General features: G+C 72.9%; 30 protein-coding genes. 10 read left to right on the top strand and 20 right to left on the bottom strand.

Annotated elements, in window-relative coordinates:
- Positions 1-115 precede the first annotated feature (115 nt).
- From AB0N76_RS29730 to AB0N76_RS29720, 3 genes are all read left to right on the top strand, one after another.
- On the top strand, positions 116-1,324 hold the full coding sequence (locus tag AB0N76_RS29730) for an FAD-dependent monooxygenase (protein WP_363562312.1): 1,209 nt from the start codon (positions 116-118) through the stop codon (positions 1,322-1,324).
- A gap of 194 nt (positions 1,325-1,518) precedes the next feature.
- The gene (locus tag AB0N76_RS29725) at positions 1,519-2,253 is read left to right on the top strand and encodes an acetoacetate decarboxylase (RefSeq protein ID WP_363562310.1); all 735 of its coding nucleotides are present in this window, start codon (positions 1,519-1,521) and stop codon (positions 2,251-2,253) included.
- A 9-nt stretch (positions 2,254-2,262) separates the two neighbouring features.
- Positions 2,263-3,243, top strand: a complete 981-nt coding sequence (locus tag AB0N76_RS29720; protein WP_363562308.1) for a 3-hydroxyacyl-CoA dehydrogenase NAD-binding domain-containing protein — start codon at positions 2,263-2,265, stop codon at positions 3,241-3,243.
- Between the two features lie 70 nt (positions 3,244-3,313).
- Here the strand turns inward: AB0N76_RS29720 and AB0N76_RS29715 are convergent, their stop codons facing one another.
- Positions 3,314-3,808 carry a hypothetical protein gene (locus AB0N76_RS29715; protein ID WP_363562306.1) on the bottom strand — a complete coding sequence of 165 codons (495 nt, stop codon included), beginning with the start codon at positions 3,806-3,808 and terminating at the stop codon, positions 3,314-3,316.
- Between the two features lie 139 nt (positions 3,809-3,947).
- Between AB0N76_RS29715 and AB0N76_RS29710 the strand changes: the two genes are divergently transcribed.
- Positions 3,948-4,448 (top strand): YfbM family protein, encoded by a 501-nt coding sequence (locus AB0N76_RS29710; protein WP_363562304.1) that lies wholly within the window; start codon positions 3,948-3,950, stop codon positions 4,446-4,448.
- Between the two features lie 220 nt (positions 4,449-4,668).
- A complete protein-coding gene (locus AB0N76_RS29705) occupies positions 4,669-5,007 on the top strand; it encodes a hypothetical protein (RefSeq protein ID WP_363562302.1) in 339 nt (112 codons plus the stop codon).
- A gap of 85 nt (positions 5,008-5,092) precedes the next feature.
- Here the strand turns inward: AB0N76_RS29705 and AB0N76_RS29700 are convergent, their stop codons facing one another.
- The 5 genes from AB0N76_RS29700 to AB0N76_RS29680 all read right to left on the bottom strand — a co-directional run bounded on the left by AB0N76_RS29700 (position 5,093) and on the right by AB0N76_RS29680 (position 7,048).
- A complete protein-coding gene (locus AB0N76_RS29700; RefSeq protein ID WP_363562300.1) occupies positions 5,093-5,491 on the bottom strand; it encodes a VOC family protein in 399 nt (132 codons plus the stop codon).
- A 134-nt stretch (positions 5,492-5,625) separates the two neighbouring features.
- A complete protein-coding gene (locus tag AB0N76_RS29695) occupies positions 5,626-6,027 on the bottom strand; it encodes a hypothetical protein (protein WP_363562298.1) in 402 nt (133 codons plus the stop codon).
- A 208-nt stretch (positions 6,028-6,235) separates the two neighbouring features.
- Entirely contained in the window at positions 6,236-6,457 is a 222-nt protein-coding gene (locus AB0N76_RS29690; protein WP_363562296.1) for a hypothetical protein, read from the bottom strand.
- The gene (locus tag AB0N76_RS29685) at positions 6,454-6,645 is read right to left on the bottom strand and encodes a hypothetical protein (RefSeq protein ID WP_363562294.1); all 192 of its coding nucleotides are present in this window, start codon (positions 6,643-6,645) and stop codon (positions 6,454-6,456) included. The genes AB0N76_RS29690 and AB0N76_RS29685 overlap by 4 nt, the downstream gene beginning before the upstream one ends.
- Before the next feature lie 43 nt (positions 6,646-6,688).
- On the bottom strand, positions 6,689-7,048 hold the full coding sequence (locus AB0N76_RS29680; RefSeq protein WP_363562292.1) for a hypothetical protein: 360 nt from the start codon (positions 7,046-7,048) through the stop codon (positions 6,689-6,691).
- Between the two features lie 122 nt (positions 7,049-7,170).
- Here AB0N76_RS29680 and AB0N76_RS29675 point away from each other — a divergent pair, with 122 nt between their 5' ends.
- From AB0N76_RS29675 to AB0N76_RS29660, 4 genes are all read left to right on the top strand, one after another.
- Complete coding sequence (locus AB0N76_RS29675) at positions 7,171-8,013, top strand: DUF5753 domain-containing protein (protein ID WP_363562290.1); 843 nt, start codon at positions 7,171-7,173, stop codon at positions 8,011-8,013.
- Complete coding sequence (locus AB0N76_RS29670) at positions 8,000-8,206, top strand: DUF397 domain-containing protein (protein WP_363562288.1); 207 nt, start codon at positions 8,000-8,002, stop codon at positions 8,204-8,206. Before AB0N76_RS29675 ends, AB0N76_RS29670 begins: the two co-directional genes overlap by 14 nt.
- A gap of 36 nt (positions 8,207-8,242) precedes the next feature.
- A complete protein-coding gene (locus tag AB0N76_RS29665; RefSeq protein ID WP_363562286.1) occupies positions 8,243-8,755 on the top strand; it encodes an NUDIX hydrolase in 513 nt (170 codons plus the stop codon).
- A gap of 86 nt (positions 8,756-8,841) precedes the next feature.
- Positions 8,842-9,051: a DUF397 domain-containing protein gene (locus tag AB0N76_RS29660; RefSeq protein ID WP_363562284.1), complete on the top strand. Its 210-nt coding sequence runs from the start codon at positions 8,842-8,844 to the stop codon at positions 9,049-9,051.
- On the opposite strand, the gene AB0N76_RS29655 is transcribed toward AB0N76_RS29660, so the two are convergent.
- The 6 genes from AB0N76_RS29655 to AB0N76_RS29630 form a co-directional block, all read right to left on the bottom strand.
- Positions 9,048-9,569 carry a hypothetical protein gene (locus tag AB0N76_RS29655; RefSeq protein WP_363562282.1) on the bottom strand — a complete coding sequence of 174 codons (522 nt, stop codon included), beginning with the start codon at positions 9,567-9,569 and terminating at the stop codon, positions 9,048-9,050. The genes AB0N76_RS29660 and AB0N76_RS29655 overlap by 4 nt on opposite strands.
- 118 nt (positions 9,570-9,687) lie before the next feature.
- On the bottom strand, positions 9,688-10,485 hold the full coding sequence (locus AB0N76_RS29650) for an alpha/beta hydrolase (protein ID WP_363562280.1): 798 nt from the start codon (positions 10,483-10,485) through the stop codon (positions 9,688-9,690).
- Entirely contained in the window at positions 10,482-11,723 is a 1,242-nt protein-coding gene (locus AB0N76_RS29645; protein WP_363562278.1) for a DUF6596 domain-containing protein, read from the bottom strand. Before AB0N76_RS29645 ends, AB0N76_RS29650 begins: the two co-directional genes overlap by 4 nt.
- The gene (locus AB0N76_RS29640; protein ID WP_363562276.1) at positions 11,720-12,082 is read right to left on the bottom strand and encodes a YciI family protein; all 363 of its coding nucleotides are present in this window, start codon (positions 12,080-12,082) and stop codon (positions 11,720-11,722) included. Before AB0N76_RS29640 ends, AB0N76_RS29645 begins: the two co-directional genes overlap by 4 nt.
- 176 nt (positions 12,083-12,258) lie before the next feature.
- A complete protein-coding gene (locus AB0N76_RS29635; RefSeq protein ID WP_363562274.1) occupies positions 12,259-13,152 on the bottom strand; it encodes a sigma-70 family RNA polymerase sigma factor in 894 nt (297 codons plus the stop codon).
- A gap of 213 nt (positions 13,153-13,365) precedes the next feature.
- Positions 13,366-14,232, bottom strand: coding sequence for a hypothetical protein (locus tag AB0N76_RS29630; protein ID WP_363562272.1), 867 nt, complete (start codon positions 14,230-14,232; stop codon positions 13,366-13,368).
- A 198-nt stretch (positions 14,233-14,430) separates the two neighbouring features.
- On the opposite strand from AB0N76_RS29630, the gene AB0N76_RS29625 reads away from it, so the two are divergent.
- Positions 14,431-15,933 carry a PLP-dependent aminotransferase family protein gene (locus AB0N76_RS29625; RefSeq protein WP_363562270.1) on the top strand — a complete coding sequence of 501 codons (1,503 nt, stop codon included), beginning with the start codon at positions 14,431-14,433 and terminating at the stop codon, positions 15,931-15,933.
- Position 15,934: 1 nt separating this feature from the next.
- On the opposite strand, the gene AB0N76_RS29620 is transcribed toward AB0N76_RS29625, so the two are convergent.
- The 8 genes from AB0N76_RS29620 to AB0N76_RS29585 form a co-directional block, all read right to left on the bottom strand.
- Positions 15,935-16,141 (bottom strand): DUF6126 family protein, encoded by a 207-nt coding sequence (locus AB0N76_RS29620; protein WP_363562268.1) that lies wholly within the window; start codon positions 16,139-16,141, stop codon positions 15,935-15,937.
- A gap of 75 nt (positions 16,142-16,216) precedes the next feature.
- Positions 16,217-16,864, bottom strand: a complete 648-nt coding sequence (locus AB0N76_RS29615) for an XRE family transcriptional regulator (protein WP_363562266.1) — start codon at positions 16,862-16,864, stop codon at positions 16,217-16,219.
- Positions 16,865-16,946: 82 nt separating this feature from the next.
- Positions 16,947-18,680, bottom strand: a complete 1,734-nt coding sequence (locus AB0N76_RS29610; RefSeq protein WP_363562264.1) for a pyruvate dehydrogenase — start codon at positions 18,678-18,680, stop codon at positions 16,947-16,949.
- A gap of 177 nt (positions 18,681-18,857) precedes the next feature.
- A complete protein-coding gene (locus AB0N76_RS29605; protein WP_363562262.1) occupies positions 18,858-21,269 on the bottom strand; it encodes a glycosyl hydrolase family 65 protein in 2,412 nt (803 codons plus the stop codon).
- Entirely contained in the window at positions 21,266-22,084 is an 819-nt protein-coding gene (locus AB0N76_RS29600) for a beta-phosphoglucomutase family hydrolase (RefSeq protein WP_363562260.1), read from the bottom strand. The genes AB0N76_RS29605 and AB0N76_RS29600 overlap by 4 nt, the downstream gene beginning before the upstream one ends.
- Before the next feature lie 47 nt (positions 22,085-22,131).
- Positions 22,132-22,917, bottom strand: coding sequence for a VOC family protein (locus tag AB0N76_RS29595; RefSeq protein WP_363562258.1), 786 nt, complete (start codon positions 22,915-22,917; stop codon positions 22,132-22,134).
- A 169-nt stretch (positions 22,918-23,086) separates the two neighbouring features.
- Entirely contained in the window at positions 23,087-23,548 is a 462-nt protein-coding gene (locus AB0N76_RS29590) for an SRPBCC domain-containing protein (protein ID WP_363562256.1), read from the bottom strand.
- Positions 23,549-23,643: 95 nt separating this feature from the next.
- Complete coding sequence (locus tag AB0N76_RS29585; protein ID WP_363562254.1) at positions 23,644-25,128, bottom strand: LCP family protein; 1,485 nt, start codon at positions 25,126-25,128, stop codon at positions 23,644-23,646.
- Between the last annotated feature and the right edge of the window lie 119 nt (positions 25,129-25,247).

Here is a 25,247-nt window from a genome sequence, read left to right as displayed (position 1 = left end):
GCAGCCTCTTCTTTAGATACCTAAGTTAGGTATATGGTTTCGTCCAGCTGATGCCACGTCAGGCGGCCCTGGCGTGCGGAAAATAAACATACCTACGGTACGCAAAGGTACGCAGATGACCAGTGCACCGAAGATCCTCGTATCCGGCGCCGGCATCGCCGGAACCGCCCTCGCCCACTGGCTCCACCGGCACGGCGCCGACGTCACGGTGGTCGAGAAGGCCGACAGCGTCCGCCCCGGCGGCTACCCCATCGACATCCGCGGCACCGCCGTCGAGGTCGTCGACCGGATGGGCCTGCTGCCCCGGCTGCGCCCCGTCCACGTCGACACCCGGCGGATCTCCTTCCTCGACCCCGACGGCCGGCCGATAGCCGCGCTCTCCCCCGAGGCCGTGGCCGGCGGCGACGCCCGGCGCGACCTCGAAGTCGCCCGCGGCGACCTCACCGGCGCCCTGTACGAAACCGTGTGCGACAGCGTCGAGTTCCGCTTCGGCGACTCCGTCGCCGCCCTCGACGAGCACGCGCGCGGCATCGACGTGACCTTCCGCGGCGGCGACCGCCGCACCTTCGACCTGGTCGTCGGCGCCGACGGCATCCACTCGCACACCCGCGGCCTCGCCATCGGCCCCGAGGCACCCCACCACCGCGACCTCGGCTACCGCTTCGCCGGCTTCGCCCTGCCCAACCACCGCGGGCTCGACCGCGAGGCCGTGATCTGGAACGCCCCCGGTCGGGCCGCCGTCCTCTACGCCGCCGGGCCCGCCCCCGAGCGGGTGCACGGACTGCTCGTCCTCACCGGCGACGACCCCGCCCCGCGCGACGAGGAGTCCCAACGCGCCCTGGTGGCCGCCCGGTTCGCCGGGGACGGGTGGGAGGTCCCGCGCCTGCTGGACGCCCTGCGCGGGGCCGAGGACCTGTTCTTCGACACGGTCGGCCAGATCCGGCTGCCCCGATGGTCCCGGGGCCGGGTCGCGCTGGTCGGGGACGCCGCGTACGCGCCGTCGTTCTTCTCCGGGCAGGGCACCAGCCTCGCCCTGGTCGGCGCCTACGTGCTGGCCGGCGAACTCGCCGCCGGCCGGGACCACGCGGCCGCCTTCGCCGGGTACGAGGCGCGGCTGCGCGAGTTCGTCGAGCTCAACCAGGCGCTGGCCGACGGCGGCGCGGCAGGGCTGGTCCCGCGCACCGCCGAGGAGCTCGCCGGACGCAACGCCGCGCTGCGGGACCCGGGGGCGGTCGCCGCGGCGGGGTCGGAAGGCGGGTCGGTGGCCGGTCCGGAGGCCGGTCCGTCTCCCTACTCCGCCCTCACCTTGCCGGACTACCGGTAACCGACGGGGGCGGGTGCTTCGCGCTGCTTCCCCACCCCCCTTTGCCGGATTGTCGGGCGCGACAGTTTCCGGCGGGCTCCTTCTGGTCCGGCCGCCATGGTTCGTGGACGTCCCGAGCGGGACGGTGGAGGGCGGTGGCCGGTCACCGCGGCCGGTCGCCGCATCCGACCGGACCACGACCGAGGAGCCCGCCCATGCGCCGCGACCAGGTGCCGCAGCACGCCACCACCCCGCTCACCGCCCCGCCCTACCCCGCGCGGATCACCCGGTTCACCGACCGCGAGTACCTCAACGTGGTCTACCGCACCGATCCGGACGCGCTGCGCGCCGTCGTCCCCGAACCGCTGGCCCTCGGCGAGCCGCTGGTGCGCTTCGAGGTGATGCGGATGGGCGAGGTGGACGGCTACGGCCCGTACCTGGAGGCCGGGCAGGCGATCCCGGTGACGTACGAGGGCGAGCACGGCGAGTACCTGCACGCGATGTACCTGGACAACTTCGGCGCCACCGCGGCCGGGCGCGAACTGAGCGCCTACCCCAAGTCGGTGGGCACGCCGCGGCTGACCGCCGAGGCGGGCGCCCTGGTCGGCACCCTCGACTACGGCAGCCAGCGGGTCGCCACCGCCACCATGGGCTACAAGTGGCAGCCGCTGGACTTCGCCACCGCGCGCGAGCAGATCACCGTACCGACGTACATGGTGAAGATCGTCCCGGACTACGCGGGCGGCCTGCGGGTCTGCGACCTGGTCCGCACCCGGATCACCGACGTCACCGTCAAGGAGGCCTGGACCGGTCCGGCCCGGCTGCACCTCGCCGCCCACGTGATGGCCCCGCTCGCCGACCTGCCGGTCCTGGAGATCGTCTCGGCCAGCCACATCGTCACCGACCTCACCCTCGCGCCGATCACCCCCGTGCACGACTACCTCGCCTGAGGAACCCTGATGAACAGCGCCTCCACCAAGACCGCCGCCACCAAGACCGCCGCCGTCATCGGCGCCGGCACCATCGGCCTCTCCTGGACCGCCCTGCTGGCCGCCCACGGCTGGCACGTCCGGATCACCGACCCCCGCCCCGACCTCGCCGAGGCCGTCCACCACGCCCTCGCTCAGGCCGCCCCCGCGCTCGCCGCCCAGGGCTGGGACACCACCGGGCTCGCCGAGCTGGTCACCGTCGCCGACTCCCCGGCCGAGGCCGTCGCCGGGGCCGCGCTGGTCCAGGAGAACGGGCCGGAGAACCTCGGCTGGAAGCGCGAACTCTTCGCCGAGCTGGAACGGTTCGCCCCGGCCGACGCCGTGCTCGCCAGCTCCAGCTCGTCCATCCCGGCCTCGGCCATCGCGGGCGGTGCGGCGGAGGTCGTCGACGGCGGGACGGGCGGCATCGACGGCGGGGCGGGCGGCATCGACGGCGGCCGGATCCTGGTCGGCCACCCGTTCAACCCACCGCACCTGATCCCGGTCGTCGAGGTCGTCCCCGGCGCCCGGACCGCCCCGGCGACGGTCGACCGCGCGGTGGCGATCTACCGCTCGCTCGACCGCACCCCGGTCGTGCTCGGCCGGGAGGTCGGCGGCTTCGTCGGCAACCGCCTGCAGACCGCCCTGCTGCGCGAGGCCATCCACCTCGTCCAGGAGGGCATCGCCACCCCCGCCGGGATCGACGAACTGATGCGCGGCTCGCTCGGCCCGCGCTGGGCCGCGCTCGGCCCGTTCCAGGCCGCCCACCTGGGCGGCGGCCCCGGCGGCTTCGCCCACCTGATCGCCCACATCTGGCCCGCGATGTCCCGCCTGCGGATCGGCGACGTCGACCCCGAGCGGATGGCAGCCGTCGTCGATGCCGTCACCACCGAGTACGGCGCCCGCCCCTACGACACCGCCACCGCCGAGGCCGAACGCCGTCAGCTGGCTGTCTTCGACACCCTCACCTGAGCACTGCTTCCCGATCTCCCGCACAGGAAGTCGGACCCGCCGACTTCCTGTGCGGGAGGGGTAGGCCGGCTCAGAGGAAGCCGAAGAAGCGATTCCACCAGCTGGGCCGCTGAACGAACGAGGGCAGCCGGCTCGGCCCGTCGTAGTCGCTCTCCAGCAGCTCCTCGGGGACCATCACATAGCCGAGCTCGGTCAACGCCCGGTCGACCTTCGCAAGGTCCGCGCCGTCCAGTTCGCCTTCGGCCTGGGCATCGTCGGTTCCGAAGAAGGCGCCAGGATTGTCCGCGCAGACCAGAGCAAGTGAGCCGAACTTGCTCACGCAGACGACGATCCGGGTCCCGCGCAGGGTCGCCGCCGCCGGCACGGTGACGCGTCCGTACTCGCTGGAGTCCTGGGTGTCCGGCTCGGCCGTGCAGCGAGTCGCGAAGTCGCCTTCGAGCCGGGCCACCAGAGTGCCGAATCGGGCTGCGATCTCGCCACGGTCGTAGCCCTGCGGCCGCTCCAGCCGTCCCGGATCGTCGAGTGCGCGCAACAACGCGAGCAGATCCGCTTCGCTCCTGGTCATGCACTCATCCTGGTGCACCGGCCATCCGTGCAGCGGTCCGGGGCGCCACGCTCCCGGCCGCACAGGAAGTCGGACCGGCCGACTTCCTGTGCGGCGGGACGGGCGGGTGTTGTCGGAGGCCGCTCGTAGGCTGCCGCGCATGAGCATGAACGGCGAGTACCTGCGCGTCACCCCCGAAGAGCTGGACCGCGCCCTCAAGGATCCCGCGTGGGCACTGGAACTGGTCGAGGAGATCCAGGACGAGCAGGAGAAGAACGAACCGGCCCCCGCCGAAGCGCGCCACTTCACCACGGACAAGGCCTGGGACCTCGTGGGATTCCTGCTGCGGCGCGCCGGCTTCCCGGTCGACCTCGTGCGCGACGGCCAACCCTTCGCCGACGACGAGGACTGGGGCTACGGGCCGCCCCGGTACCTCACCGTCGAGCAGGTCCGGCTGGCCGCCGAGGCCTTGGGCGGGACCGGCTATGACCGCCTCATCGACGGCGTCGACCCCTCGGAGCTCGCCGAGGCCGAGATCTACCCGGCGATCTGGGACTCGCCCGAGTCGCTGGAGTGGGCCCGCTGGGTGTTCCCGCCCCTGACGGAGTTCGTCCGGGCCGCGGCTGTCGACGGTGACGCAATGCTGCTCTGGATCGCCTGAACCGCTCTCCCCGCACAGGAAGTCGGATCGGCCGACTTCCTGTGCGGACCGAAGTGTCGGGAGAACGTCCGGCCAACGTCGTTCCCCCGCGTTCCGGTGCTTGGCAACCTGATGCCCGCAGGAGCGCGGAGGAGCAGTTCCTCCGCGAGGGCGATTCACGGAGGCAACCATGAGGCTGAGGATCGGACGCCGTGCCGCGGCGCTCGCAGCAGTTGCGGCGATGAGCACCGGAGCGCTCGGCGCGTCGGCGGGAAGCGCTTCCGCCGAGGACTACGTCCCGATCAACGTCGGGCACTGGGTGGGCCTCTACGACGGTCCCAACACCAGCTCGAAGGCCGGGTGGGCCGACGTGCCCCCGGGTGGGGCGATCATCGCCCAGTGCTGGACCGTCGGCGAGAGCATCGGGAACTACGGCAACACCTGGTACCGCGCGTACCAAGTCTATTGGCCCAGCGCCGGGTGGACGAACGTCTCGCCCGACGTCTACGTCTTCGCCGGATACGCGGACGGGAACGCCCGCACGGTGGACCGGGACCCCAAGATCCCCCGGTGCCGCTGACGCCGAGCACCCACGCGCTCGCCGACACCGGGCCGCCCCTGCAGAGGAAGTCGGACCCGCCGACTTCCTGTGCAGGGCGGGATGATTACCAGGAGACGGGGAGGTCCTGGGCGAGGCCGATCAGGTTGCCGTCGGTGCCTCGGAGGACGGCGAGGCGGCGGCCGGGGACGTCGGTGATGCCGGCGAGCGGGCTGCCGTCGCCGTCGGTGAGCACGCCGTCGGCGTCCTGGACCAGGGCCGTGGCACCGGAGGCGGTCAGTTCCCCGTGGGCCTTCTCGATGTCGGCGACCGCGAAGAAGACGAGCGGGTGGTCGGCCCAGGGCAGGCGGGTGAGGCCGATCTCGGCGCCGCCGGAACCGAAGGCCGCGAAGTCGGCGTTCCGGTAGAGCGGTTCGCGACCCAGCGCCGCCGTCCACGCCGCGATACCAGCATCCAGGTCTCGTGCCGGGTAGACCACCAGACGCACACCGTCCAGCTCGCTCATCGTCAAGCCCCCCTTGGTCGTTGAGTGAGTTCCCGAGGATAGCGCCGCACAGGAAGTCGGCGGGTCCGACTTCCTGTGCGGGGGTGGTGGGGCGCTGTGTCCGGTCCGTGCCCCCCTGCCGGTCGCGCCGGGCGTCAGCCGCAGTCGGCCGTCAGCGAGCCGACCCGGTGCCCGTCGAGCTCATGCTTGCCGAAGCCGACCAGCTCCTGCTCGTCCCCAGCGAAGTTCGGCTCGTCGTTCAGACGGATGATGCAGTCGAAGTCGTCCGGGAGCGGGTTGAAGGTGGAGAACGGGTGGATCGGCGGCTCGATGTCGCCCAGCTCCCGCAGGGTGAAGCCGTCCTTCCTGATGTGGGCGTTCTCCTTGAGCAGGATGCGGCCGGTCTGATGCGGGCCTTCGTAGAGACAAAGGAAGCCCTTGGGGCAGTGGGCCGCCACGGGGGCGGCCGGGCTCGCGTGGACGGCGGGAGCGGTCGCGGCAGCGAGGCTCAGGGCTGCGGCGGAGGCGAGGGCAACGCGGAACAACTGGTGACGCACGGAGGCTCCAAGCACGGGATTGTCACTGTCGGTATCGATGTGCGTTCCCATTGTGATCTTGTTCCTGGGCGAACGAGTGCCACCACGCTGGACCTCCACGGAATCACCGGCACCCGGTGCCCCTCATCGACGGGCAGGGAGCGCCGCTTCGCGCTTCGGCGCCGCACAGGAAGTCGGACGGGCCGACTTCCTGTGCGGGGTGCAGGGCTCAGCGGTTGCGGGTGGACCAGTAGTGCTCGATGGCGCGGCTGAGGGCGGAGTTGAGGAGGAGGGTGCCCGCACAGAGGGCGAGGAGGAAGAGCAGGTTCGCGAGGCCCGGGTCATGGCGGCGGACGGGGTGGCTGGCGACGGCGGCCATCGCCGTGCCGGCCGCCACGGAGGCGGCCGAGGCGGCGATCAGGAGGGCGCGGGGTGGTGGGCGACGGCTCACGGGGCCGCGCGCCGCGCGGGTGGGGAGGGGGGAGCGGTGACGTCCTCGGGGCGGGTCGTCCACTCGATGCCGCCGCCGACGGGGCGGAGGTAGAGGCGGCCGGCGATGGTGTCCATGTAGACGCCCGTGCGGTGGGTCCGGCGGTCGTGGAGGAGGGCGCCGGGGGCGGGGGCGGGGATGCGGTTCATGTGGTGCGGGCTTTCGATTTCGGTGAGGGGGGGCTGGCGGGTTCTAGCGCTGGGCGAGTCGGATGGTCACCAACCGCCCGGTGGCGGCGACGACTTCGGCGTCGAGCGGAGCGCCGCCGGGGGCGTTGAGGGTGACGGGGAGCCCGACGGAGGGCCGCCAGGGCTGCTGCTCGTGGACGGTGCGGCGGGCGCGGACACCGTCGCGGATCACATCGACGAGCTTGATGACCACGGAGGTCGGGGCGGCACCGAGGTCGATGAGGACGACACCGGTGACGGAGGCGCAGTGCCAGTCGATCCCGGTGGAGGGGAGGGCGGTCCCGGCGGCGGCGAGGGTCGCCTTGAGGTCATCGAGGGTCTCGGCCGCCTCGCGGCGGTCCTCGGCGGTGATCTTTCGGAGCATGGAAGCCATGGGAGTTGGCCTTTCTGCGGATTTCCCGATTGCCCCTCCAGAGAAGCGGATTCTGACTACGCTGAGAAGTGGGTTGGTGACTACAAAGATTCAGGTTGCCGAAGGGGGCCTCGATGGCCAAGAACGAGCTTCTGCCGCCCGGGATGACGCCGAGGGAGTACTACGGCTCTGAGCTGAAGAGATTGCGGGAAGCCACCGATCCGAGGGTTTCGCAAGAGAAGCTGGGATTGATGACGTTCGTCTCCGGTGCTTATATCGGACTATTGGAGACGGCGGTCCGAGTGCCCCGGCTGGAATTGTCGATGCAGATCGACCAGGTGCTCTCAACAGGTGGGGTGTTGGAGCGGATCCACCAGCTGATGAACTTCTCGAAGTTCCCCGACTACTTCAAGGACACCGCAGAACACGAGCAACGAGCCAAGGCCATCAGCGAATACGCCGGCCACATCGTGCCCGGCGTGCTGCAAACGCCGGAATACGCTCGCGCTATCTTCCTGGACGGCGCCGAACTCCGCACCGATGACGAGCTGGACGACCTGGTGGCAGCACGCATGGAGCGCGCTTGCCACATCACCCGCGAGGATGGCCCCGAGCTCTGGTACATCCTGGATGAGGCCGTTCTTCGCCGCGTGGTCGGCGGCAATCCGATCATGGCAGAACAGCTGCGGCATCTTGCAGACCTGATCAACCGGCGACGGCTAATCCTTCAAGTCGTCACGTTCGGAGCCGGCGCCCACGCTCTCCTCTCAGGCGTCCTCAGCTTGATGTCCTTCGAGGATGAGCCGCCGCTGGCCTACAGCGAGGGTCCGTTCGCAGGCCAGTTGCTCGATGATCAACAGTTGGTCGCGAAATGCACCCGGGCATACGATCTGGTTCGGGCCGCCGCGCTGTCGAGGAGGGCGTCCCTCACCCTCATCGAGTCGGTGGCAGAGGAGTACGAGCGTGCACAGGACTGATCAGCAGTCAGCAAGGTGGCGCAAGAGCAGCCACAGCAACGCCGAGGGCGCCTCCTGCGTGGAGGTGGACGACACCAGGCCGGGGCGGGTCCGTGACTCCAAGGATCCCGGCGGGCCCGACCTCAGCTTCACCTCCGCCGCCTGGCAGGACTTCGTCACTGCCGTCCGCGCCGGGGAGTTCGGCAACATCTGATCTGTCGAGCCCGGAATCTCGGGGAGGTAGCGCCGGATGAAGCCATCGCCCACCGACCCTGTCGCGTGGAACGCCTACCTCGCGGAGGGGAACGCCAAGCAGGCTCGGAAGCGGGTCTCGGCCGACGTGATCATCCGGAACTCCGCCGGACACGTCCTCGTCGTCAACCCCACCTACAAGGAGGGCTGGGACCTCCCCGGCGGGATGGCCGAGGCCAACGAGCCGCCGCACGAAGCGGCGGCTCGTGAACTCCGCGAGGAGCTGGGCCTGGAGATCACCATCCGCAGCCTGCTCGTCGCCGACTGGGTCCCGCCGCATGGACCGTGGGATGACCAACTCGCCTTCATCTTCGACGCCTGCCTCGTCGGCGGCACCGACGAGGCAGGCCTGCGCCCCCGCGACGACGAGCTCTCCGAGGCCGTATTCCTCCCCGGGGACGAGATACCGGATCTTCTGCGCCCACGCCTGCGCGACCGGTTCGGCGCCGCACTACGGGCGCTCGCCGACGACCGGACCCGCTACCTCCACAACGGCCGGGAGCCGTGGTGAACTAGCAAGACGGGGATGCTCACAGCTGTCTTGTTGAGGCGGAGGCGTCCCGGGCCTGATCCTCTTGGCGGCGGAGGTCCACGAGAATGCGACCGAGCAATGAGCGTCCCGCCCAGTGGCGGAAGAGCAGCTACAGCAACTCCGAAGGCGCCTCCTGCATCGAGGTGGACGACGCCAGGCCCGGGCGGGTCCGTGATTCCAAGGATCCCGGCGGGCCTGACCTCGCCTTCTCCCCTGCCGCCTGGCAGGACTTCGTCATCGCGGTCCGCGCCGGGGAGTTCGACCCCCGGCGCTAAGCCAGCTCGACGGCCTTGAAGCTGGTGAACTCGGAGCTGTACACCTCACTGGCCGGCTTGAGCCAGTACTTCGGCGACTTGGGGTTGCAGATGATCCTGCCGTTCGGCTCCTGCAGCTTGAACCCCGTGTCGTCCGGCACGATCTTCCACGCCGTCGCACAGCTCGACGCCTTGGCCAGCCTGATGCCCTTGTCGGTCGAGCACCAGGTGTCGTAGCCGGGCCAGTTGGAGCTGGTCGACCTGACCGTGTACCGGTCCTCGCCCTTCTTCTCGAACACCACTGCGGTGCCGTTGCTGTTCTCGTCATTCGTGAGCAGCGCCCAGTCGTTGTCGGTGGACACCTCGAACGTCACCCCCCGGTTGCCCGCGTTCGGGGCCACCAAGTAGTACGACTTGCCGGTCTCGATGGTGTCGTCGTCCCGGGGCGTCGAGTGCGCGGCGGGCGCCGGGAGGGCCGCGAGCGCCGTCACGGCGAACGCGGCGGCCAAGGCCTTGCGAAGAGAACGCGGGGTCTGCACGACTCGCCTCCAAGAAAGGTCGTGTACACCGGATCCGGTGCTGAGGAGAACCATGACAGGCCCCGGCCCGCCCGCCGACCGAATCGCGGGCCGGTTCACCCGACAGTGGGAACCGCGCCTACGCCTTGACGGCCGCCCCCAGGAACCCCTCCACCAACTCCGCCAGCTCCCCCGGGCGTTCGAGGTGGAGATCATGCGTGGTGCCGGGGACGCTCACAACTTCGGTGTTGGGACGAAGCCGAAGCATCTCGGCCAACTGCTGCTCGTCGATGATGGTCTCCTGAGCCAGAACGGCCAAAGTGGGACAGGCGATCGCGCTCCACTCCGGCCACCAGCCGCGGCCGGTGTTCTCCGCGAGCGACGCGACCATCACGTCCGCGTCGAAGCGGGGCCACCAGCCGTCGTCTCGACGTTCGAGTCCTGCCGCCCAGCCTTCGCCGACGGGGCCGCCACCCAGGAACTCCACCGCCGCCTCCCACGACGCGAACGGGACGGGCCAGGAGGCGAACCAGGACCCGATCTCAGCCACGGTCTCGGGGGTTGTGGCTGCCGGGCCGGCTTCGACGAGGACCAGGGCCTCAACCAGCTCGGGGTGGGCGGCTGCGGTGAGCATCGCGGCGTGGGCTCCGTAGGACTGGCCGACGAGCGAGACGCGCCCCAGGGCGAGTTGGTCGATGACGGCCACAACATCCGCGATGTAGGCGGCCCGGGAGACGTCGGCCGGACGCCGTTCGCTGGCACCGTGGCCGCGTTGGTCGAGGGTGATCACTCGGTGACGTGGGGAAAGGCGGGAAGCGACGGCGTCCCACTCGCCGGAGTGGCCGGCCAGGCCGTGGAGCAGCAGCACGGCCGGCCCGTCGCCGCCCCGGTCGTGGCAGGCGAGGCGGACGCCGTCGCGGGTGAGGATGCGGTTCACGGGTTCTCCAGTCGACGGGCGCGGGCGGTGAGGTGGCGGCGTTCGGGGGCGCTGGTGGCGTGGCGGGCGGCGTCCCGATACGTGGCTGCCGCCGTCGGGTCGCCGAGGAGTTCCAGCAGGTGGGCGCGGGTGGCCATCAGGCGGTGGTGGCGGGACATGCGTTTGTCGGCAGCCAACGGGGCAAGGGCGGCCAGGCCGGCGGCGGGGCCCTCGACCATGGCGAGGGCGACGGAACGGTTGAGGGTGACGAAGGGGTTCTCGCCGAACCGGGCCAGAAGGTCGTAGAGGACGAGAATCTGGGGCCAGTCGGTGGAGCCGGACTCCGGGGCCTCGTCGTGGACGGCCGCGATGGCTGCCTGGAGTTGGTAGGGGCCGACCCGGCCAAGGGGGAGGGTGTCACTCAGGAGAGAGGTGCCTTCCAAGATGAGAGGCTCTAACCAAAGTGAGCGGTCCTGCTCCGCGAGCGGCACCAACTCCCCGCCCGCCCCCGTCCGCGCCGGGCGCCGCGCGTCCGTCAGCAGCATGAGGGCGAGCAGCCCCGCCGTCTCCGCATCGTCCGGGACGAGCCGGAGGAGCAGGCGGGTCAGGCGGATGGCTTCGCCGGAGAGCGCGGGCGCGGTCAGGTCCTCCCCGCCGCTCGCCGTGTAGCCCTCGTTGAAGATCAGGTAGAGCACCTGGCGGACCTCGGCCAGCCGCTCGGACGGCGTGACGGCGGGCAGCCCCGCCGTCCGCACCGTCTGCTTCGCCCGGCTGATCCGCTGCGCCATCGTCGCCTCGGGCACCAGGAACGCCGCCGCGATCTGCCCGGTGCCGAGCCCGCCGACCGCCCGCAAGGTGAGCGCGATCCGGCTGGGCGCCGACAGTTCCGGGTGGCAGCAGAGGAACAGCAGCTCCAGCGAGTCGTCGCGGTCGGAGACCGACGGGGCATCGGCCGCCGCACTGAGCAGCGCCGCCTGCGGCGTGGCGACGGCGAGCGCGTCCTCGCGGCGCCGCCGGGCCGCCTCGCTGCGCACCGCGTCGACCAGCCGCCGCCCGGCGACGGTCACCAGCCAGCCGCGCGGGTTCTCCGGCACCCCCTCGGCCGGCCACTGGGTGGCGGCGGCGAGCAGCGCCTCCTGGACGGCGTCCTCGCAGGCGTCGAACTGCGCCTGCCCGTACCGGCGCAGCAACGCCCCGAGGGCCTGCGGCGCGAGGTCGCGCAGCAGGCCCTCCAGGCCGTACCCCACGGAGTCGCTCACGCGTCCGCCGGGGACTCGTGCAGGATCGGCCACAGCTCGACCGGCTCGACGTCCGCGAACGGCATGTCGGCGGCGATCTGCTGGGCCCGCTCCAGGCTCTCGCAGTCCAGCAGGTAGAAGCTGGCCAGGTACTCCTTGGTCTCCAGGTACGGCCCGTCGGTGACCACCGGGAGCCCGTCCGCGCGCCGGACCAGCTGGGCGGCGGCCGCGTCGGCGAGACCGTAGGCGCCGATCAGCTCGCCGCTCTCCCGGTACCTGGTGTTGAACGCCTCCTGCTTGGCGATCGCGGCCGGCCACTCCTCGGCCGGGAACGCGTCCCACTTGGCCTGGTTGCCGTAGATCATCGCGACGTACTTCATCTCGGGTGTCCTCCCGTCCCGCGCGCCCCGTTCGGCGCGCTCTCACCCTTCGGTCGGAGCCATGCTCACGTCCTCGACATCCGCCGACAAGATCTTTTCGACTTTCCTCGCGCCGGTGGTGGTCGCACGGCCGCCCGGACGGTGTCGCCCGGGCAGCCGTGAAACCGGGACTTCCGTCAGGCGGCCGACAGGCCGAGCCGCTCCAGGCGCTCCGGGTCGGTGTAGATGTCCATCGCGACCACCAACCCGCCGCGCACCGTGAACGCCGCGAGCGAGACCGGGCGGCCGTCGACGAACGAGGCCATCGCCGGCTCGCCGTTGACCAGCACCAGCCGGGACTCCCCGACGAACCGGGACCCGAACAGCGCCGCCCCCGAGGCGACGTCGGCCGCACCGCGCCGGAGCCGGCCCGGCTGCAGGGCGCCGCCGTCCGAACGGGCCACCACCTCCGGGTCCAGGATGGTCAGCAGCGCGTCGAAGTCCCCGCGCCGGGCTGCCGCCAGGAACGCCTCCACCACCTCGCGGCGCAACGCCAGGTCACTGTCCCGCGCGGGCGCGGCGCCCTGGACGCGGCGGCGGGCCCGGCTGGCCAGCTGGCGGGTGGAGGCGGAGGTACGGGCCAGGATCGGGGCGATCTCGTCGAACGGCACCGAGAACATGTCGTGCAGCACGAAGGCGAGCCGCTCCGCCGGGGACAGCGTCTCCAGGACGATCATCAGCGCGATGCCGACCGAGTCGGCGGTCAGGATCTCCTGCTCGGGGTCGATGGTCTGCATCCCGCTGATCACCGGGTCGGGCAGTCTGACGAGCCCGCCGTCCTGGTCCTGCAGGGGGTCCTCGCGGCGGGAGACCCGGGAGCGCAGCAGGTCCAGGCAGACCCGGCCGATCACGGTGGTCAGCCAGCCGCCGAGGTTGGCGACCTCGCCGACGTCGGTGCGGTCCAGCTTGAACCAGGTCTCCTGCACCGCGTCCTCGGCCTCGGCCAGCGAGCCGAGCATCCGGTAGGCCACGGCCCTCAGGTGCGGCCGGTGCTCCTCGAACCGTGCGGCCAGAACGTCGTCCCCGCCCATCCGTCACATCCTCGCGTTTGGATCCGTCACTCCTCTGACGGACGGTAACCCGTCGGCGTGACGGGACGACGGCCAGGCTGGGCCCCGGGACTCGGCGCCTGCGGCGGGCCGGGGCGGAGCGGAGGCAGGACGGAGGGCCGGGCGCGCGGAGTTCGGGCAACGGCGCCGGGCGCCTGCGGCGGGCCGGGGCGGAGCGGAGGAGAGGGGCGGACGTCAGGCCTGGCGCTTGGGGCTCGGGGGCCGGCGGGGGCCGCCCGCGGTGGGGCCCGGGCGGGCGGCGGGGCGGGGGCGCGGGGGGCGGGGGGCGCCGAGGGCGTTCTGGCGGCGCTGGATCTCCTGCCAGACCCGCGGCGGGCACGGCCCCTGCGGGTGGTCGGCGAGGAAGCTCTCGTACGGCACCCGGCGCGGCCTCATCCCGACCTCGATCCAGGACGGCTTGCCGGTGCGGTCCCAGCCCTCGTTCTCCATCCGGATGTAGTCGTCCCGGTGGCCCTTGTCCTTGCTGGTGATCTGCAGGACCTCGGCGTACCCGGCCTGGACGCCGACGACCACGCAGTAGTGCCGCGCGGCCTCCGCCCGGTCCCGGAACGGCACCATCGCCACCCACACCTCACCCGGCCCCGGGCGGGTGACGGTGGCGGTGCGGGTGCCGCCGCGAGCGGCCGCCCGCGGCGGGGTCCACTGCCGCTCCGGCGGCCATCCCGCCCAGGACTGGACGCGCAGCCGCCACGCCCAGGCGATCGCGCCGACCGCGACGCACTGCAGGGCGACGGCGTTGCCCGCGGCGAGGTCCTGCTGTCCCCCGAAGATCCGCGGGACGAGGTACGCGCCGACCAGCCAGGCGATCAGCGCGGAGACCCCGGTCAGCACTGCCGCCCGGGCGGGCACCACCCACGGGGCGACCTTGCGGCGCCGGCCCGCCTGCCAGTCCAGCAGCAGCGCGACCGCGTACGAGACGGCGACCAGCACCGCCACCTGGCCGGGGGTGGTGTGCTGCGGCGGGGCCTGCCCCTTCATCACGGCCGGTATCAGGACCGGCAGGGCGAGCAGGTAGCCCAGCACCGCGAAGAAGAGCAGCATGAAGAACGCGTTCAGGCACCCCCCGCCGCCCGGCCGCTGCCGTCTCCGTGCGCGCCCCGAACTCCCGTACTGCGACGCCATGTTGGCCACCCCCACGTGGTCGTAACGGTCCGGCGCAATGTATCGGAGATCCGAAGGCGGTGGCAGTACGGCGGCGGTACGGGGACCATGCCGGAACCACCCCGGGATAATTCCGGCATGACCACGCCGCGGCCGAACTCCTGGACCACCTTCGGCGGGGACCTGCACCTCGACCTCACCGGCCGCCGGGCCGCCGGGGCGGGGCTGCGGGCGGCCCTGGAGGACGCGCTGCGCGAGGCCGTCCAGGACGGGCGGCTCGCCCCCGGCACCCGGCTGCCGTCCTCCCGGGCGCTCGGCGAGGACCTCGGGATCGCCCGCAACACCGTCGTCGAGGCGTACGGGCAGCTGACCGCCGAGGGCTGGCTCAGCTCCCGGCAGGGGTCGGGGACCACGGTCGCCGAACGGGCCGCGCCCCGGCCCACCGCCGCCCGCACCGCCAGCACCGCCGCGACCGCCGGACGCCGCCCCACCGGGCGGCACGACCTGCTGGCCGGGCGGCCGGACCTGTCGCTGTTCCCGCGCAGCGCCTGGCTGGCCAGCGCCCGCAAGGCGCTCGCCGTCGCCCCGCACGACGCGTTCGACTACGGCTCGCCGCTGGGCCGGATCGAGCTGCGGCGGGCGCTCAGCGACTACCTGGCCCGGGTGCGCGGGGTGCGCACCGACCCGGAGCGGCTGATGATCTGCGCGGGCTTCGGCCAGGGCCTCGGCCTGCTGGCCGCCGTGCTGCGCGCCCGCGGGGCGGGCCGGGTGGCCGTCGAGGGGTACGGGCTGCCGCCGCAGCGGGACGTCCTGCGGGCCGCCGGACTCGGCCTCGTGCCGCTGCCGCTGGACTGCTCGGGCGCCCGCACCGACCTGCTGGCCGGCCTGACGGCGGACACCGCCGGGGACGCGGCCGGGGAGGGGGACGCGGCGGCCGACCGGGTGGGCGCGGTGCTGCTCACCCCGGCCCACCAGTTCCCGACCGGCGCCGCGCTGGCCGCCGACCGCCGGGCCGCCGCCGTCCGCTGGGCCCGCGCGCACGACGGGTACGTGATCGAGGACGACTACGACGGCGAGTTCCGCTACGACCGGCAGCCGCTCGGCGCGATGCAGGCCCTCGACCCGGACCGCGTCGTGTACGGCGGCACAGCGGCCAAGAGCCTGGCCCCCGGCCTGCGGCTGGCCTGGCTGGCGCTGCCGGACGACCTGGTCGAACCGGTCGCCCGGCACAAGGAGCTCGCCGACACCATGAGCCCGGTGCTCGACCAGCTCACCTTCGCCGAACTGATCACCTCCGGCCGGTACGACCGGCACGTACGCCGCTGCCGGCTGCACTACCGGCGCCGCCGGGACCTGCTGGTCGCGGCGCTCGCCGAACGGGTCCCGGGGGTCGAGGTCACCGGGATCGCGGCCGGCCTGCACGCCGTCCTCCAGCTGCCGCCCGGCGCCCGGCCGGAGACGGAGCTGGTGGACCGCGCCCGGGCCGCCGGCCTGGTGCTCACCGGGCTCGGCTGGTACGCGGCCGAGCCGGATCCCGAGCGGGCTACCGCGCCGGCGCTGGTCGTCGGCTACGCCACCCCGTCCGACCACGCCTTCCCGGCGGCGCTCGACGCCCTCTGCGCGCTCCTGCGAGCGGCGTGACTCAGTTGTTCCGGCCGCCCAGCTGGAACAGCAGGATGATGAAGCCGGCCACGGCGTGGATCCCGGCGGTGTAGATCACCAGGCGGACGGCGACCCGGCGGTTGGCCCACTTGCCCGCGTCCATGGTCTTCGCGACCGGGGCGGGGGCGCCGCCCGGGATGCTGCTCGGGGCGGCGCTCTGGGCGGGGGTGATGGCGGAATCAGTCATGGGAGTTCTCCTCCGGAGTTCCTGACGCGAGGTTCCTGACGCGAATTCCTGGCGCCGGTTTCGCCCGGCGTCGGGTCAGTGGTGCGGGGCGGGGCCGCCGCCGAGGCAGAGTTCGCCGCCGGGGCTCTGCAGCAGGGTGTGCATGAACAGCAGCTCGACCCCGGCCGCCGAGTCGGCGGCGATGCAGTGCGGGGTGAGCGAGTCGAAGTGCGCGGAGTCGCCCTCCTCCAGCAGGTGGACGCGGTCCCCGAGGGTCAGCTTCAGCCGCCCCTGGAGGACGTACAGCCACTCCTCGCCCGGGTGGACCCGGACCACCGCGTCCTGCACGCCCGGGGGGACGTGCACGCGCAGCGCCTGCATCGCCCGGCCCGGCGCGCCGGCCCGCCGGTAGCCCCAGCCGCCGGCCCGGCCGGGTTCGATCGCGCCGCCGCGCACCACCGGGTCCGCTTCGGCGAGGGTCTCGCCGAGCAGGCCGGAGACGGAGGTGCCGTACGCGCGGGCGAGGCCGAGCAGGACGGGCAGCGAGGGCTGCCGGCGTCCGGTCTCCAGTCGGGACAAGTAGGCTGGGGAGAGCCCGACCCTGGCGGCGGCGACCTCCAGGGTGAGGCGGCTGCCGAGCCGGTGCTCGCGCAGCCTCGCGGCGAGACCGGCCACCTCGTGCAGCTCGTGCTCGTCGGACTCGGCGAGGGGGGCGGCGGGCGGACCGGCTGGGCTGGTGGTCATGTGTCCAGTGGACACCTCGCGTGCCGCCTGGGCAAGAAATTTGCCCCAGAGGCAAAAGCCCCGGGAAGCCTCCCAGGACCTCCTACGGCCGGGGGATGTTCCGCAGGTTGGACCGGGCCAGGTCGATCATCCGCCCCACCCCGCCGGAGAGCACCGTCCGGCCGGCCGCCAGCGCGAAGCCCTTCAGCTGGGCGGCGGTGATGTGCGGCGGGATGGACAGCGCGTTCGGGTCGGTGACCACGTCCACCAGCGCCGGGCCGGGCCGTTCCAGCGCCTCCGCCAGCACCTCGCGCACCCGGGCCGGTTCGGTCACCCGTTTGGCCGGGATGCCCATCGCCCGGGCGATCCCGGCGTAGTCCACGTCGCCGTTGTCGATCTCCGCCTCGGGGTAGCCGGAGACCAGCATCTCCAGCTTGATCATGCCGAGCGCGCCGTTGTTGAAGACCACCGTCTTCACCGGCAGCCGGTGCTTCGCCACCGTGAGCAGCTCGCCCAGCAGCATGGACAGTCCGCCGTCGCCCGCCATCGCCACCACCTGGCGGCCCGGGCAGGCCAGTTGGGCGCCGATCGCGTGCGGCAGCGCGTTGGCCATCGAGCCGTGCAGGAAGGAGCCGATCACCCGGCGGCGCCCGTTCGGCTGCACGTACCGGGCGGCCCAGACGTTGTTCATGCCGGTGTCGACGGTGAACACCGCGTCGTCGGCGGCCACCTCGTCCAGCACCGAGGCCACGTACTCGGGGTGGATCGGCAGGTGCTTCTCGATGTCCCGGGTGTAGGCGCCGACCACGTCCTCCAGCGCGCGGCAGTGCCGGCGCAGCAGGTCGTCGAGGAAAGCCCGGTCGGTCTTCCGCTCCAGCAGCGGCAGCACCGCCCGCAGGGTGGCCGCGACGTCGCCGTGGACGGCCAGGTCGAGCGCGGTCCGGCGGCCGAGCCGGGTCGCGTCGTGGTCCACCTGGACGGTGTGCGCCTGCGGCAGGAAGGAGTCGTACGGGAAGTCGGTGCCCAGCAGGACGACCAGGTCCGCCGAGTGCAGCGCCTCGTGGCAGGCGCCGTAGCCGAGCAGACCGCTCATCCCGACGTCGAAGGGATTGTCGTACTGGATCCACTCCTTGCCGCGCAGGGAGTGCCCGACCGGCGCCTGCAGGGCGGCCGCGACCTCCATCACCTCGGCGTGCGCCCCGCGCACACCCGCACCGCAGAACAGCGCCACCCGGCGCGCGTCGTTCAGCGCCCGGGCCAGCGCCTGCACCTGCGACCAGGGCGGGGCGGCGACCGCCTGCTCGGTCAGGAAGTGGCTGCTGCCGGTCGGGCCGGCGGCGGAGAGCGCCGCCACGTCGCCGGGGAAGGCCAGCACCGAGACGCCGTGCGAGCCCAGCGCGTGCTGGATCGCGATCCGCAGGAGGCGGGGCAGCTGGGCGGGGGTCGAGAGCATCTCGCACCAGCTGCTGCAGTCGGTGAACACCCGCTCGGGGTGGGTCTCCTGGAAGAAGCCGGAGCCGATCTGGCCGGACGGGATGTGCGAGGCGAGGGCGAGCACGGGCAGGCCGCTGCGCTGGGCGTCGTAGAGGCCCTGGATGAGGTGGGTGTTGCCGGGGCCGCAGGAACCGGCGCAGACCGCGAGCCGCCCGCTCAGCTCGGCCTCGGCGGCGGCCGCGAAGGCACCGGCCTCCTCGTTGCGGACGTGCACCCAGCTGATGCCGTCCGCCCGGCGGATGGCGTCCACGACGGGGTTGAGGCTGTCGCCGACCACCCCGTACACCCGCTCCACCCCGGCCTGCCGGAGCACCTCGACCATCTGCTCGGCCACACTCACCACGAGAGCCCTCCTCACGCCGGTCACACCACACCAGCACGATCCGCCGCGGGCGCCCCGGCCGCACGCGGAGAGGGGCCGAACGGGGGATGGGGAGGCCTCCGGCCCGGACGGCAGGCGGGGAGCCGGATCCGGGGAGGCTGCCCGGGCGCGGCGCGAGGCCGTCCGCGGGGGCGGTGACTACTCCGCCGCCAGGTGGTCGGGGCCGGCGCCCACGCGGCCGGCGGCGAGGCCGGTCTGGGCCTGGCGGCGGGCCGGTTCGCGGCCCGGGGGTTGGAGGCAGCGCTCCTGGGCGGGCGGGCTGGTGGTCGGCAGCGAGACCGGTTCGCCCGCCTTCAGCTGGACCAGCTCCCCGTCGTGCCGCAGCTGGAGCGTCTCGCCGCGCCGCAGCGTGTACGTGGTCTCGTCGCGGCCGATCCGCACCCCCAGCAGCTTGCCCCGCACCAGCAGCGAGAAGCCGAGCCGCATCAGCCCGGCGGGCAGCCGGGGCCGGAAGGAGAGCGTCTCGACGTGGTCGCGCAGCCCGCCGAAGCCCGCGACGAGCGCGACGCAGGCCCCGGCGAGCGAGGCCATGTGCAGGCCGTCGCGGGTGTTGCCGCCGAGGTCGTGCAGGTCCATCAGGGCGGCCTCGGCGGTGTAGTCGTACGCGAGGTCGAGCTGCCCGACCTCGGCGGCGATCACCGCCTGGGTGCAGGCCGAGAGCGAGGAGTCGCGGACCGTCAGCCGCTCGTAGTAGGCGAAGTTGCGGGCCTTCTGCTCGTCGGTGAAGGCGTCGCCGCGGACCTGCATGGCGAGCACCAGGTCGGCCTGCTTGACCACCTGCTTCCGGTACAGGTCGAAGTACGGGTAGTGCAGCAGCAGCGGGTACTTCTCCGGCGGGGTGCCCTCGAAGTCCCAGACCTGGTGGTCGGTGAAGCCGTCGGCCTGCGGATGGACGCCGAGGATCTCGTCGTACGGGATGAACATCGCGGCGGCGGCGTCCCGCCAGGCCGCGGTCTCCTCGGTGTCGACGCCGAGGACGGCGGCCTCGCGCGGGTTGCGGGTGGCGGCCTCGGCGGCGGCGCGCAGGTTCGTCTGCGCCATGAGGTTGGTGTAGACGTTGTTGTCGGCGACCGCGCTGTACTCGTCCGGGCCGGTGACGCCCTCGATGCGGAACCTGCCGACCGCGTCGTGGTGCCCCAGCGACCGCCACATCCGCGCCGTCTCGACCAGCAGCTCCAGCCCGTACTCGCGCTCGAACTCGGCGTCCCCGGTGGCCCGGACGTAGCGGGCGACGGCGGCCGCGATGTCCGCGCCGATGTGGAACGCGGCGGTGCCGGCCGGCCAGTAGCCTGAGCACTCCTCGCCGCGGATCGTCCGCCACGGGAACACCGCGCCGGCCAGGCCGAGTTGGACCGCCCGGTCGCGGGCCAGCGGCAGCGTGGTGTGCCGCCAGCGCAGCGCCTGGTTGACGGCCGAGGGCAGGCAGTAGGTGAGCACCGGCAGGACGAAGGCCTCGGTGTCCCAGAAGCTGTGCCCGTCGTAGCCGGGACCGGTCAGCCCCTTGGCGGGGATGGCCCGTTCCTCGCTGCGCGCGCCCGCCTGGAGGACGTGGAAGACGGCGAACCGGACGGCCTGCTGGAGTTCGACGTCGCCCTCGATCTCGATGTCGCTGGACTCCCAGAACCCGGCCAGGTAGTCGGCCTGTTCGGCGACCAGGCCGTCCCAGCCGGTGTACCGGGCGGCGGTCAGCGCGGCCTCGACCTGGTCCCGGACGGCGGGCAGCGACCGGGTCGCCGACCAGCCGTAGGACATGAACTTCACCAGCCGCAGCCGCTCACCGGGCCGGAGCACGGTGGTGACGCTGATCCGGCAGTGGTCGGCCTCCGCCTCGGCGACGGTGTCGAGCCGCTCCGGGCCCTCGATCACGTGGTCCATCCCGGCCGCGACCCGGATGCCGCTGTACCGGGTGCGGTGGACCAGCACCGCCTTCGTCCCGCCCGCGTGGTGCGCCTCGGCGAGCAGCGGCGCCTCCAGCACGGCGGCGGCCCGCGGGTCGCCCTCCGGTCCGCCGGGCAGCTGCTCGTTGGCGACCAGCTCGGACTGGAGCACGATCCGCACCGGCGCGGCCACCGCCTCGACGGTGTACTCGACGGCGGCGATCGCCCGCTGGGTGAGCGAGACCAGCCGGGTGGAGGTCACCCGGATGGTCCGCCCGGCCGGGGAGGTCCACTCGGCGGCGCGCCGCAGCAGGCCCTCGCGGAAGTCCAGCCAGCGGCGGTGGCTGAGGAGTTCGCCGTACCGGAGGTCGAACGGCTCGTCGTCCACCAGCAGCCGGATGATCTTGCCGTTGGTCACGTTGATGACGCTCTGGCTGGACTCCGGGTAGCCGTAGCCGCCCTCCCCGTACGGCAGCGGGCGCAGCTCGAAGACGCCGTTCAGGTAGGTGCCGGGCAGGCCGTGCGGCTCTCCCTCGTCCAGGTTGGCGCGCAGGCCGATGTGGCCGTTGGAGAGCGCGAAGACGGACTCGGCGCGGGCCAGCGCGGCCAGGTCGAGGCCCGCTTCGGCGACCTGCCACGGGTCGACGACGAAGGGCTGCTCCTGGCCGGTCATGCGCTCTCCTCAGGATTGCCGGGGCCCGGACCGTCGGGACCCGGGCCGTCGGGACCCGGGCCGTCGGGACCCGGGCCGTCGGGGATCAGCTCGGCGAGGTCCCGGACCACCACGGTGGCGCCGTCCCGACGCAGTTCGGCGGCCTGCCCGGTGCGGTCCACGCCGACCACCGCGCCGAAGCCTCCGGCCCGGCCGGAGGCGACCCCGGCCAGCGCGTCCTCGAACACGGCGGCGTGCGCGGGCTCGACGCCCAGCGCCCGGGCGGCCGCCAGGTAGGTGTCCGGCGCCGGCTTGCCCGGCAGGCCCTCGCGCCGGGCGACCAGGCCGTCCACGACGACGTCGAAGTACCCCTCGATGCCCGCCGCGCGCAGCACGTCCCGGCAGTTGGCGCTGGACGAGACGACCGCGGTGGGCAGCCCGAGCGCCCGCAGCCGGCGCACGTACGCCACCGAGCCCTCGTACGGCGTGACGCCCTGCTCGCGGATCATCCGCAGCACGGTGTCGTTCTTGGCGCGGCTGACGCCGTGCACGGTGCGGGCGCCCGGCGGGTCGGCGTCGGTGCCCTCGGGCAGCTCGACGCCGCGGCTGCGCAGGAAGGCCCGGGTGCCGTCGAGCCGGGGCCGCCCGTCCACGTACGCGTCGTAGTCGGCGACGGCGTCGAAGGGGGTGAACGGCCCTCCGGTGCGGGCCGATTCGGCCCGCAGGAAGGCGTCGAAGGTGTCCTTCCAGGCCGCGGCGTGCACCGTGGCGGTCCGGGTGAGCACCCCGTCGAGGTCGAAGAGGAAGGCGCGGATGTCGTCCGGTAGCCCCAGCATGGGTGGCGGGTCCGGGTCCGGGTCCGGGTGCGGTCGGCGGGCGGCGGTCAGGGGGAGTCCGGGGTGGAGGTGAGCGCGAAGACCGCGCCCTGCGGGTCCCGCACCACCGCCATCCGGCCGGCCTGCATGTCGAACGGCGGCTGGATCACCGAGCCGCCGGCCTTGACCAGGGCGTCCACCGTGGAGTCGGTGTCGTCGACCGAGAAGTAGGTCATCCAGTGCGCGGGCGTGCCGGGCGCCAGGTACCCGGCGACCGGCTGCATGCCGCCCACCGTGTGGTCGCCGACGTTCAGCGAGTAGAACCCCTCCATGCCCTGGATGGTCGCCGGGCGCAGGCCGAGCGCCTGCTGGTAGAACCGGCCGGCCGCGTCGGTGTCGGTGGTGTTCAGCTCGTTCCAGACCAGCGCGCCGGGCTCGTTGACGATGCCCGCGCCGATGAACTCCAGCTTCTGCCAGGCCCCGAAGACCGCCCCGGTCGGGTCGGCGGCGACCAGCATCCGGCCGGTGTCGCCCACGGTCATCGCCGGGAACAGGATCGTGCCGCCGGCCGCGGCGATCGCCCGCTCGGTCGCGTCGGCGTCGTCCGTGGCCAGGTAGGTGGTCCAGCCGACCGGCGGCAGCGGCTGCCCCTCCGGCGCGGAGCGGGCCATGATCCCGGCGACCGGCTTGCCGTTCAGCGCGCACACGGAGTAGCCGCCGAACTCGGGCGGGCCGACCTCGCCCTGCCAGCCGAACAGGTCGCGGTAGAAGTCGAGCGCCGCCTGCTGGTCGCTCGCCATCAGGTCCACCCAGCACGGCGTGCCGGGCTTGTACGGTGCGGTCACTGCGGGCATTCCTGGCCTCCAAGCGATGGTCCTCCGCCGGGCCGGTCGGGGCGGGGCCGCGGACGGTCCGTCCGCGCGGCCCGAACGGCCGTACACCGCCACGATCGCCGCGCCCCCGCGATCCCGCCACCGGACGGCGTCCATGGGGCTGCCCCGGTGCCGCGGCGCCCCGGCGCGGTCACTCCGCGTGCCGGTGGCCGGTGGTGAAGAACGGCTGGGCCTTGCCGCTCTGCGCGTAGTCCTTCAGCCGGACCAGCAGCTGCGCCCAGGTGCCGGCCACCATCGGCACGCCGTCCTCGCTGCCGGGCTGCCAGCCGCCGTGCCGGAACAGCAGCCGGGTGTGGTGGCCGGACTCACCGCGCGGGTCGGGCAGCTCGGTGAGCTCCCAGCTGATCCAGGTGCCGGTCCAGTGCGGCGGGAAGCTGCCGACGTTCGTCCAGATCACCCGGTCGAGGTCGGCCCGCTCGCGTCGCAGCCGGAACGGCTCGGGGGCGTCGGGGAAGGCCAGCAGCAGCACGTCGCCGGCGTCCCGGTCCACCTCGGTGGTCCACCAGGCGGTCAGCCCGTCATGGGTGGTCAGCGCGGCCAGCACGACGGCGCGGGGCGCGGCGATGTCGAGCGCCAGGGCGATCTCGGCCATGGGGTCCGCCTCTCGGGCCTACGGCCCCCCTCGACGCCCACCATGGCACGGGCCCGGACCCGGCGCGCCCCGGGCCCGGGCGGCGGCCGGGGCGGTCAGCCGCCGGAGCCGTAGGTGGTGTTGGCGCAGATGTCGTCGTCCGCCGAACGGGCGTCGTTGGTGATGTTGGTGGGCAGCGGGGCGGGCGCGGCCGGGGTGGACGGCGCGGCCGCGGCGCCGGAAGCGGACGGACCGGCCGCCGCTCCGCCGTTGGCCGCGGAGAAGTCCTTGCCGACGATGACGGTGATGCCCGGCGTCTTCCCGGCCTCGACGGTCGCCCCCGGGAACAGCGCGGCCACCTTCTCGGCGTTCGCCTTCTGCCCCGTGCCGTACTCGACCATGGTGGTCGCGTACTTGGTGCTGGCCGCCGAGCCCATCTTGCCGGCCGTGAACTTGGCCGCCTTGAGCTGCTCGGCCGCCTTGCCGTCCATGCCGGCGGCCGTGGTGCCGTTGTAGACCGAGACCTTGATGCTCTGGTTGGCGGTGTCCGCGGCCGTCGTGCTCGGCGCGGCGGTCGGGGTGGCGGCCGGCGCCTGGGTGGCCTCGGCGGGCTGCTCGCCGGTGGCGTTCTGGCCGTCGATGGTGCGGTCGGCCTTGATGGTGTCCCAGAGCTTGGACGCGTCCGGCGTGAGCTCCAGGTCCTCCTTGTGGTAACGCCAGGGCGGGGTGATGAACTTGACGTCGTGCAGGTCGATGTTCTTCAGCGAGAGCCCGAAGGACATCAGCTTGTCGACCGTGTCGAGCCCCTCGTCGACCCGCAGCGACTTGGTGGCGGCGTCCGCCAGCGGCAGCAGGTTGGTGGGGCTGAAGCCGCGCTGCTTCACCGCGGTGATCATCGAGCTCAGGAAGGCCTGCTGGCGCTTCATCCGGCCGATGTCCGAGCCGTCGCCGAGGCCGTGCCGCAGCCGGACGTAGTCGAGCGCCTTCTGGCCGTCCACCTTCTGCCGGCCGGCGGGCAGCACCTCGGCGCCCTTCTTGGGCAGCTTGTCGTTGAGGTCCTTCTCGTAGATGGCCTTGGGCAGGCAGACCTCCACGCCGTCCACGGCCTTGGTCATCGCGGCGAAGCCCTGGAAGTCGACCACGATCGTGTGGTCGACCCGGATGCCGGTCAGCTTCTCGATCGTGTTCTGGGTGCAGGCGGCGTTGCCCTCGGCCGTCCCGCCGGTCGAGAACGCCGAGTTGAACAGGACGCCCTCGCCCTTCTGCTCCTTGCTCCACTTGCCGTTCGGCAGCTTGCAGGGCGGGATCGTCGTGATGGTGTTGCGCGGGATCGAGATGCCGACGGCGTGCTTGTGGTCGGCGTAGACGTGCAGCAGGATCGTGGTGTCCGAGCGGGCGCCCTCGGAGTCGCCGCCGCCGAGGTCGGAGTTGTTGCCGCCGCGGCTGTCCGAGCCGATCAGCAGGATGTTGACCGGCTTGTTGCCGTTGGCGTCGGCCTGCGCCTCCGGGGGACGGTCCGAGGCGATCCCGTCCTTGTCGATCGTCTTGATGTTGCCGTTGAGCTTCCAGTAGATCGCGCCGCCGGTGCCGGCTATCAGCACCAGCACACCGGCCGCCGACCAGGCGACGACCTTCTTGACGTTCTTCTTCGGCTTCCGGCTGGCCGCCGGAGGCGCAGGCCGACGCCAACGGCAACAAGCCGGTCAACATCCTGCTGATC

This window comes from Kitasatospora sp. NPDC093806, from assembly GCF_040683335.1.
Lineage (GTDB): Bacteria > Actinomycetota > Actinomycetes > Streptomycetales > Streptomycetaceae > Kitasatospora.
The sequence above is the reverse complement of the archived record's forward strand: the minus strand, read 5'-3'. Positions and strand labels throughout refer to the sequence as shown.

What these genes read in the sequence shown, in the direction of transcription:
- AB0N76_RS29595 (WP_363562258.1), bottom strand. Translation starts at nt 22,917, where the DNA reads ATGCCCGCAGTGACCGCACCGTACAAGCCCGGCACGCCGTGCTGGGTG.
- AB0N76_RS29620 (WP_363562268.1), bottom strand. Translation starts at nt 16,141, where the DNA reads ATGACTGATTCCGCCATCACCCCCGCCCAGAGCGCCGCCCCGAGCAGC.
- AB0N76_RS29630 (WP_363562272.1), bottom strand. Translation starts at nt 14,232, where the DNA reads ATGCTGCTCTTCTTCGCGGTGCTGGGCTACCTGCTCGCCCTGCCGGTC.
- AB0N76_RS29640 (WP_363562276.1), bottom strand. Translation starts at nt 12,082, where the DNA reads ATGAAGTACGTCGCGATGATCTACGGCAACCAGGCCAAGTGGGACGCG.
- AB0N76_RS29705 (WP_363562302.1), top strand. Translation starts at nt 4,669, where the DNA reads ATGAGCACCGGAGCGCTCGGCGCGTCGGCGGGAAGCGCTTCCGCCGAG.
- AB0N76_RS29675 (WP_363562290.1), top strand. Translation starts at nt 7,171, where the DNA reads ATGGCCAAGAACGAGCTTCTGCCGCCCGGGATGACGCCGAGGGAGTAC.
- AB0N76_RS29665 (WP_363562286.1), top strand. Translation starts at nt 8,243, where the DNA reads ATGAAGCCATCGCCCACCGACCCTGTCGCGTGGAACGCCTACCTCGCG.
- AB0N76_RS29680 (WP_363562292.1), bottom strand. Translation starts at nt 7,048, where the DNA reads ATGCTCCGAAAGATCACCGCCGAGGACCGCCGCGAGGCGGCCGAGACC.
- AB0N76_RS29700 (WP_363562300.1), bottom strand. Translation starts at nt 5,491, where the DNA reads ATGAGCGAGCTGGACGGTGTGCGTCTGGTGGTCTACCCGGCACGAGAC.
- AB0N76_RS29710 (WP_363562304.1), top strand. Translation starts at nt 3,948, where the DNA reads ATGAGCATGAACGGCGAGTACCTGCGCGTCACCCCCGAAGAGCTGGAC.
- AB0N76_RS29605 (WP_363562262.1), bottom strand. Translation starts at nt 21,269, where the DNA reads ATGACCGGCCAGGAGCAGCCCTTCGTCGTCGACCCGTGGCAGGTCGCC.
- AB0N76_RS29625 (WP_363562270.1), top strand. Translation starts at nt 14,431, where the DNA reads ATGACCACGCCGCGGCCGAACTCCTGGACCACCTTCGGCGGGGACCTG.
- AB0N76_RS29720 (WP_363562308.1), top strand. Translation starts at nt 2,263, where the DNA reads ATGAACAGCGCCTCCACCAAGACCGCCGCCACCAAGACCGCCGCCGTC.
- AB0N76_RS29685 (WP_363562294.1), bottom strand. Translation starts at nt 6,645, where the DNA reads ATGAACCGCATCCCCGCCCCCGCCCCCGGCGCCCTCCTCCACGACCGC.
- AB0N76_RS29660 (WP_363562284.1), top strand. Translation starts at nt 8,842, where the DNA reads ATGCGACCGAGCAATGAGCGTCCCGCCCAGTGGCGGAAGAGCAGCTAC.
- AB0N76_RS29725 (WP_363562310.1), top strand. Translation starts at nt 1,519, where the DNA reads ATGCGCCGCGACCAGGTGCCGCAGCACGCCACCACCCCGCTCACCGCC.
- AB0N76_RS29730 (WP_363562312.1), top strand. Translation starts at nt 116, where the DNA reads ATGACCAGTGCACCGAAGATCCTCGTATCCGGCGCCGGCATCGCCGGA.
- AB0N76_RS29615 (WP_363562266.1), bottom strand. Translation starts at nt 16,864, where the DNA reads ATGACCACCAGCCCAGCCGGTCCGCCCGCCGCCCCCCTCGCCGAGTCC.
- AB0N76_RS29635 (WP_363562274.1), bottom strand. Translation starts at nt 13,152, where the DNA reads ATGGGCGGGGACGACGTTCTGGCCGCACGGTTCGAGGAGCACCGGCCG.
- AB0N76_RS29590 (WP_363562256.1), bottom strand. Translation starts at nt 23,548, where the DNA reads ATGGCCGAGATCGCCCTGGCGCTCGACATCGCCGCGCCCCGCGCCGTC.
- AB0N76_RS29600 (WP_363562260.1), bottom strand. Translation starts at nt 22,084, where the DNA reads ATGCTGGGGCTACCGGACGACATCCGCGCCTTCCTCTTCGACCTCGAC.
- AB0N76_RS29715 (WP_363562306.1), bottom strand. Translation starts at nt 3,808, where the DNA reads ATGACCAGGAGCGAAGCGGATCTGCTCGCGTTGTTGCGCGCACTCGAC.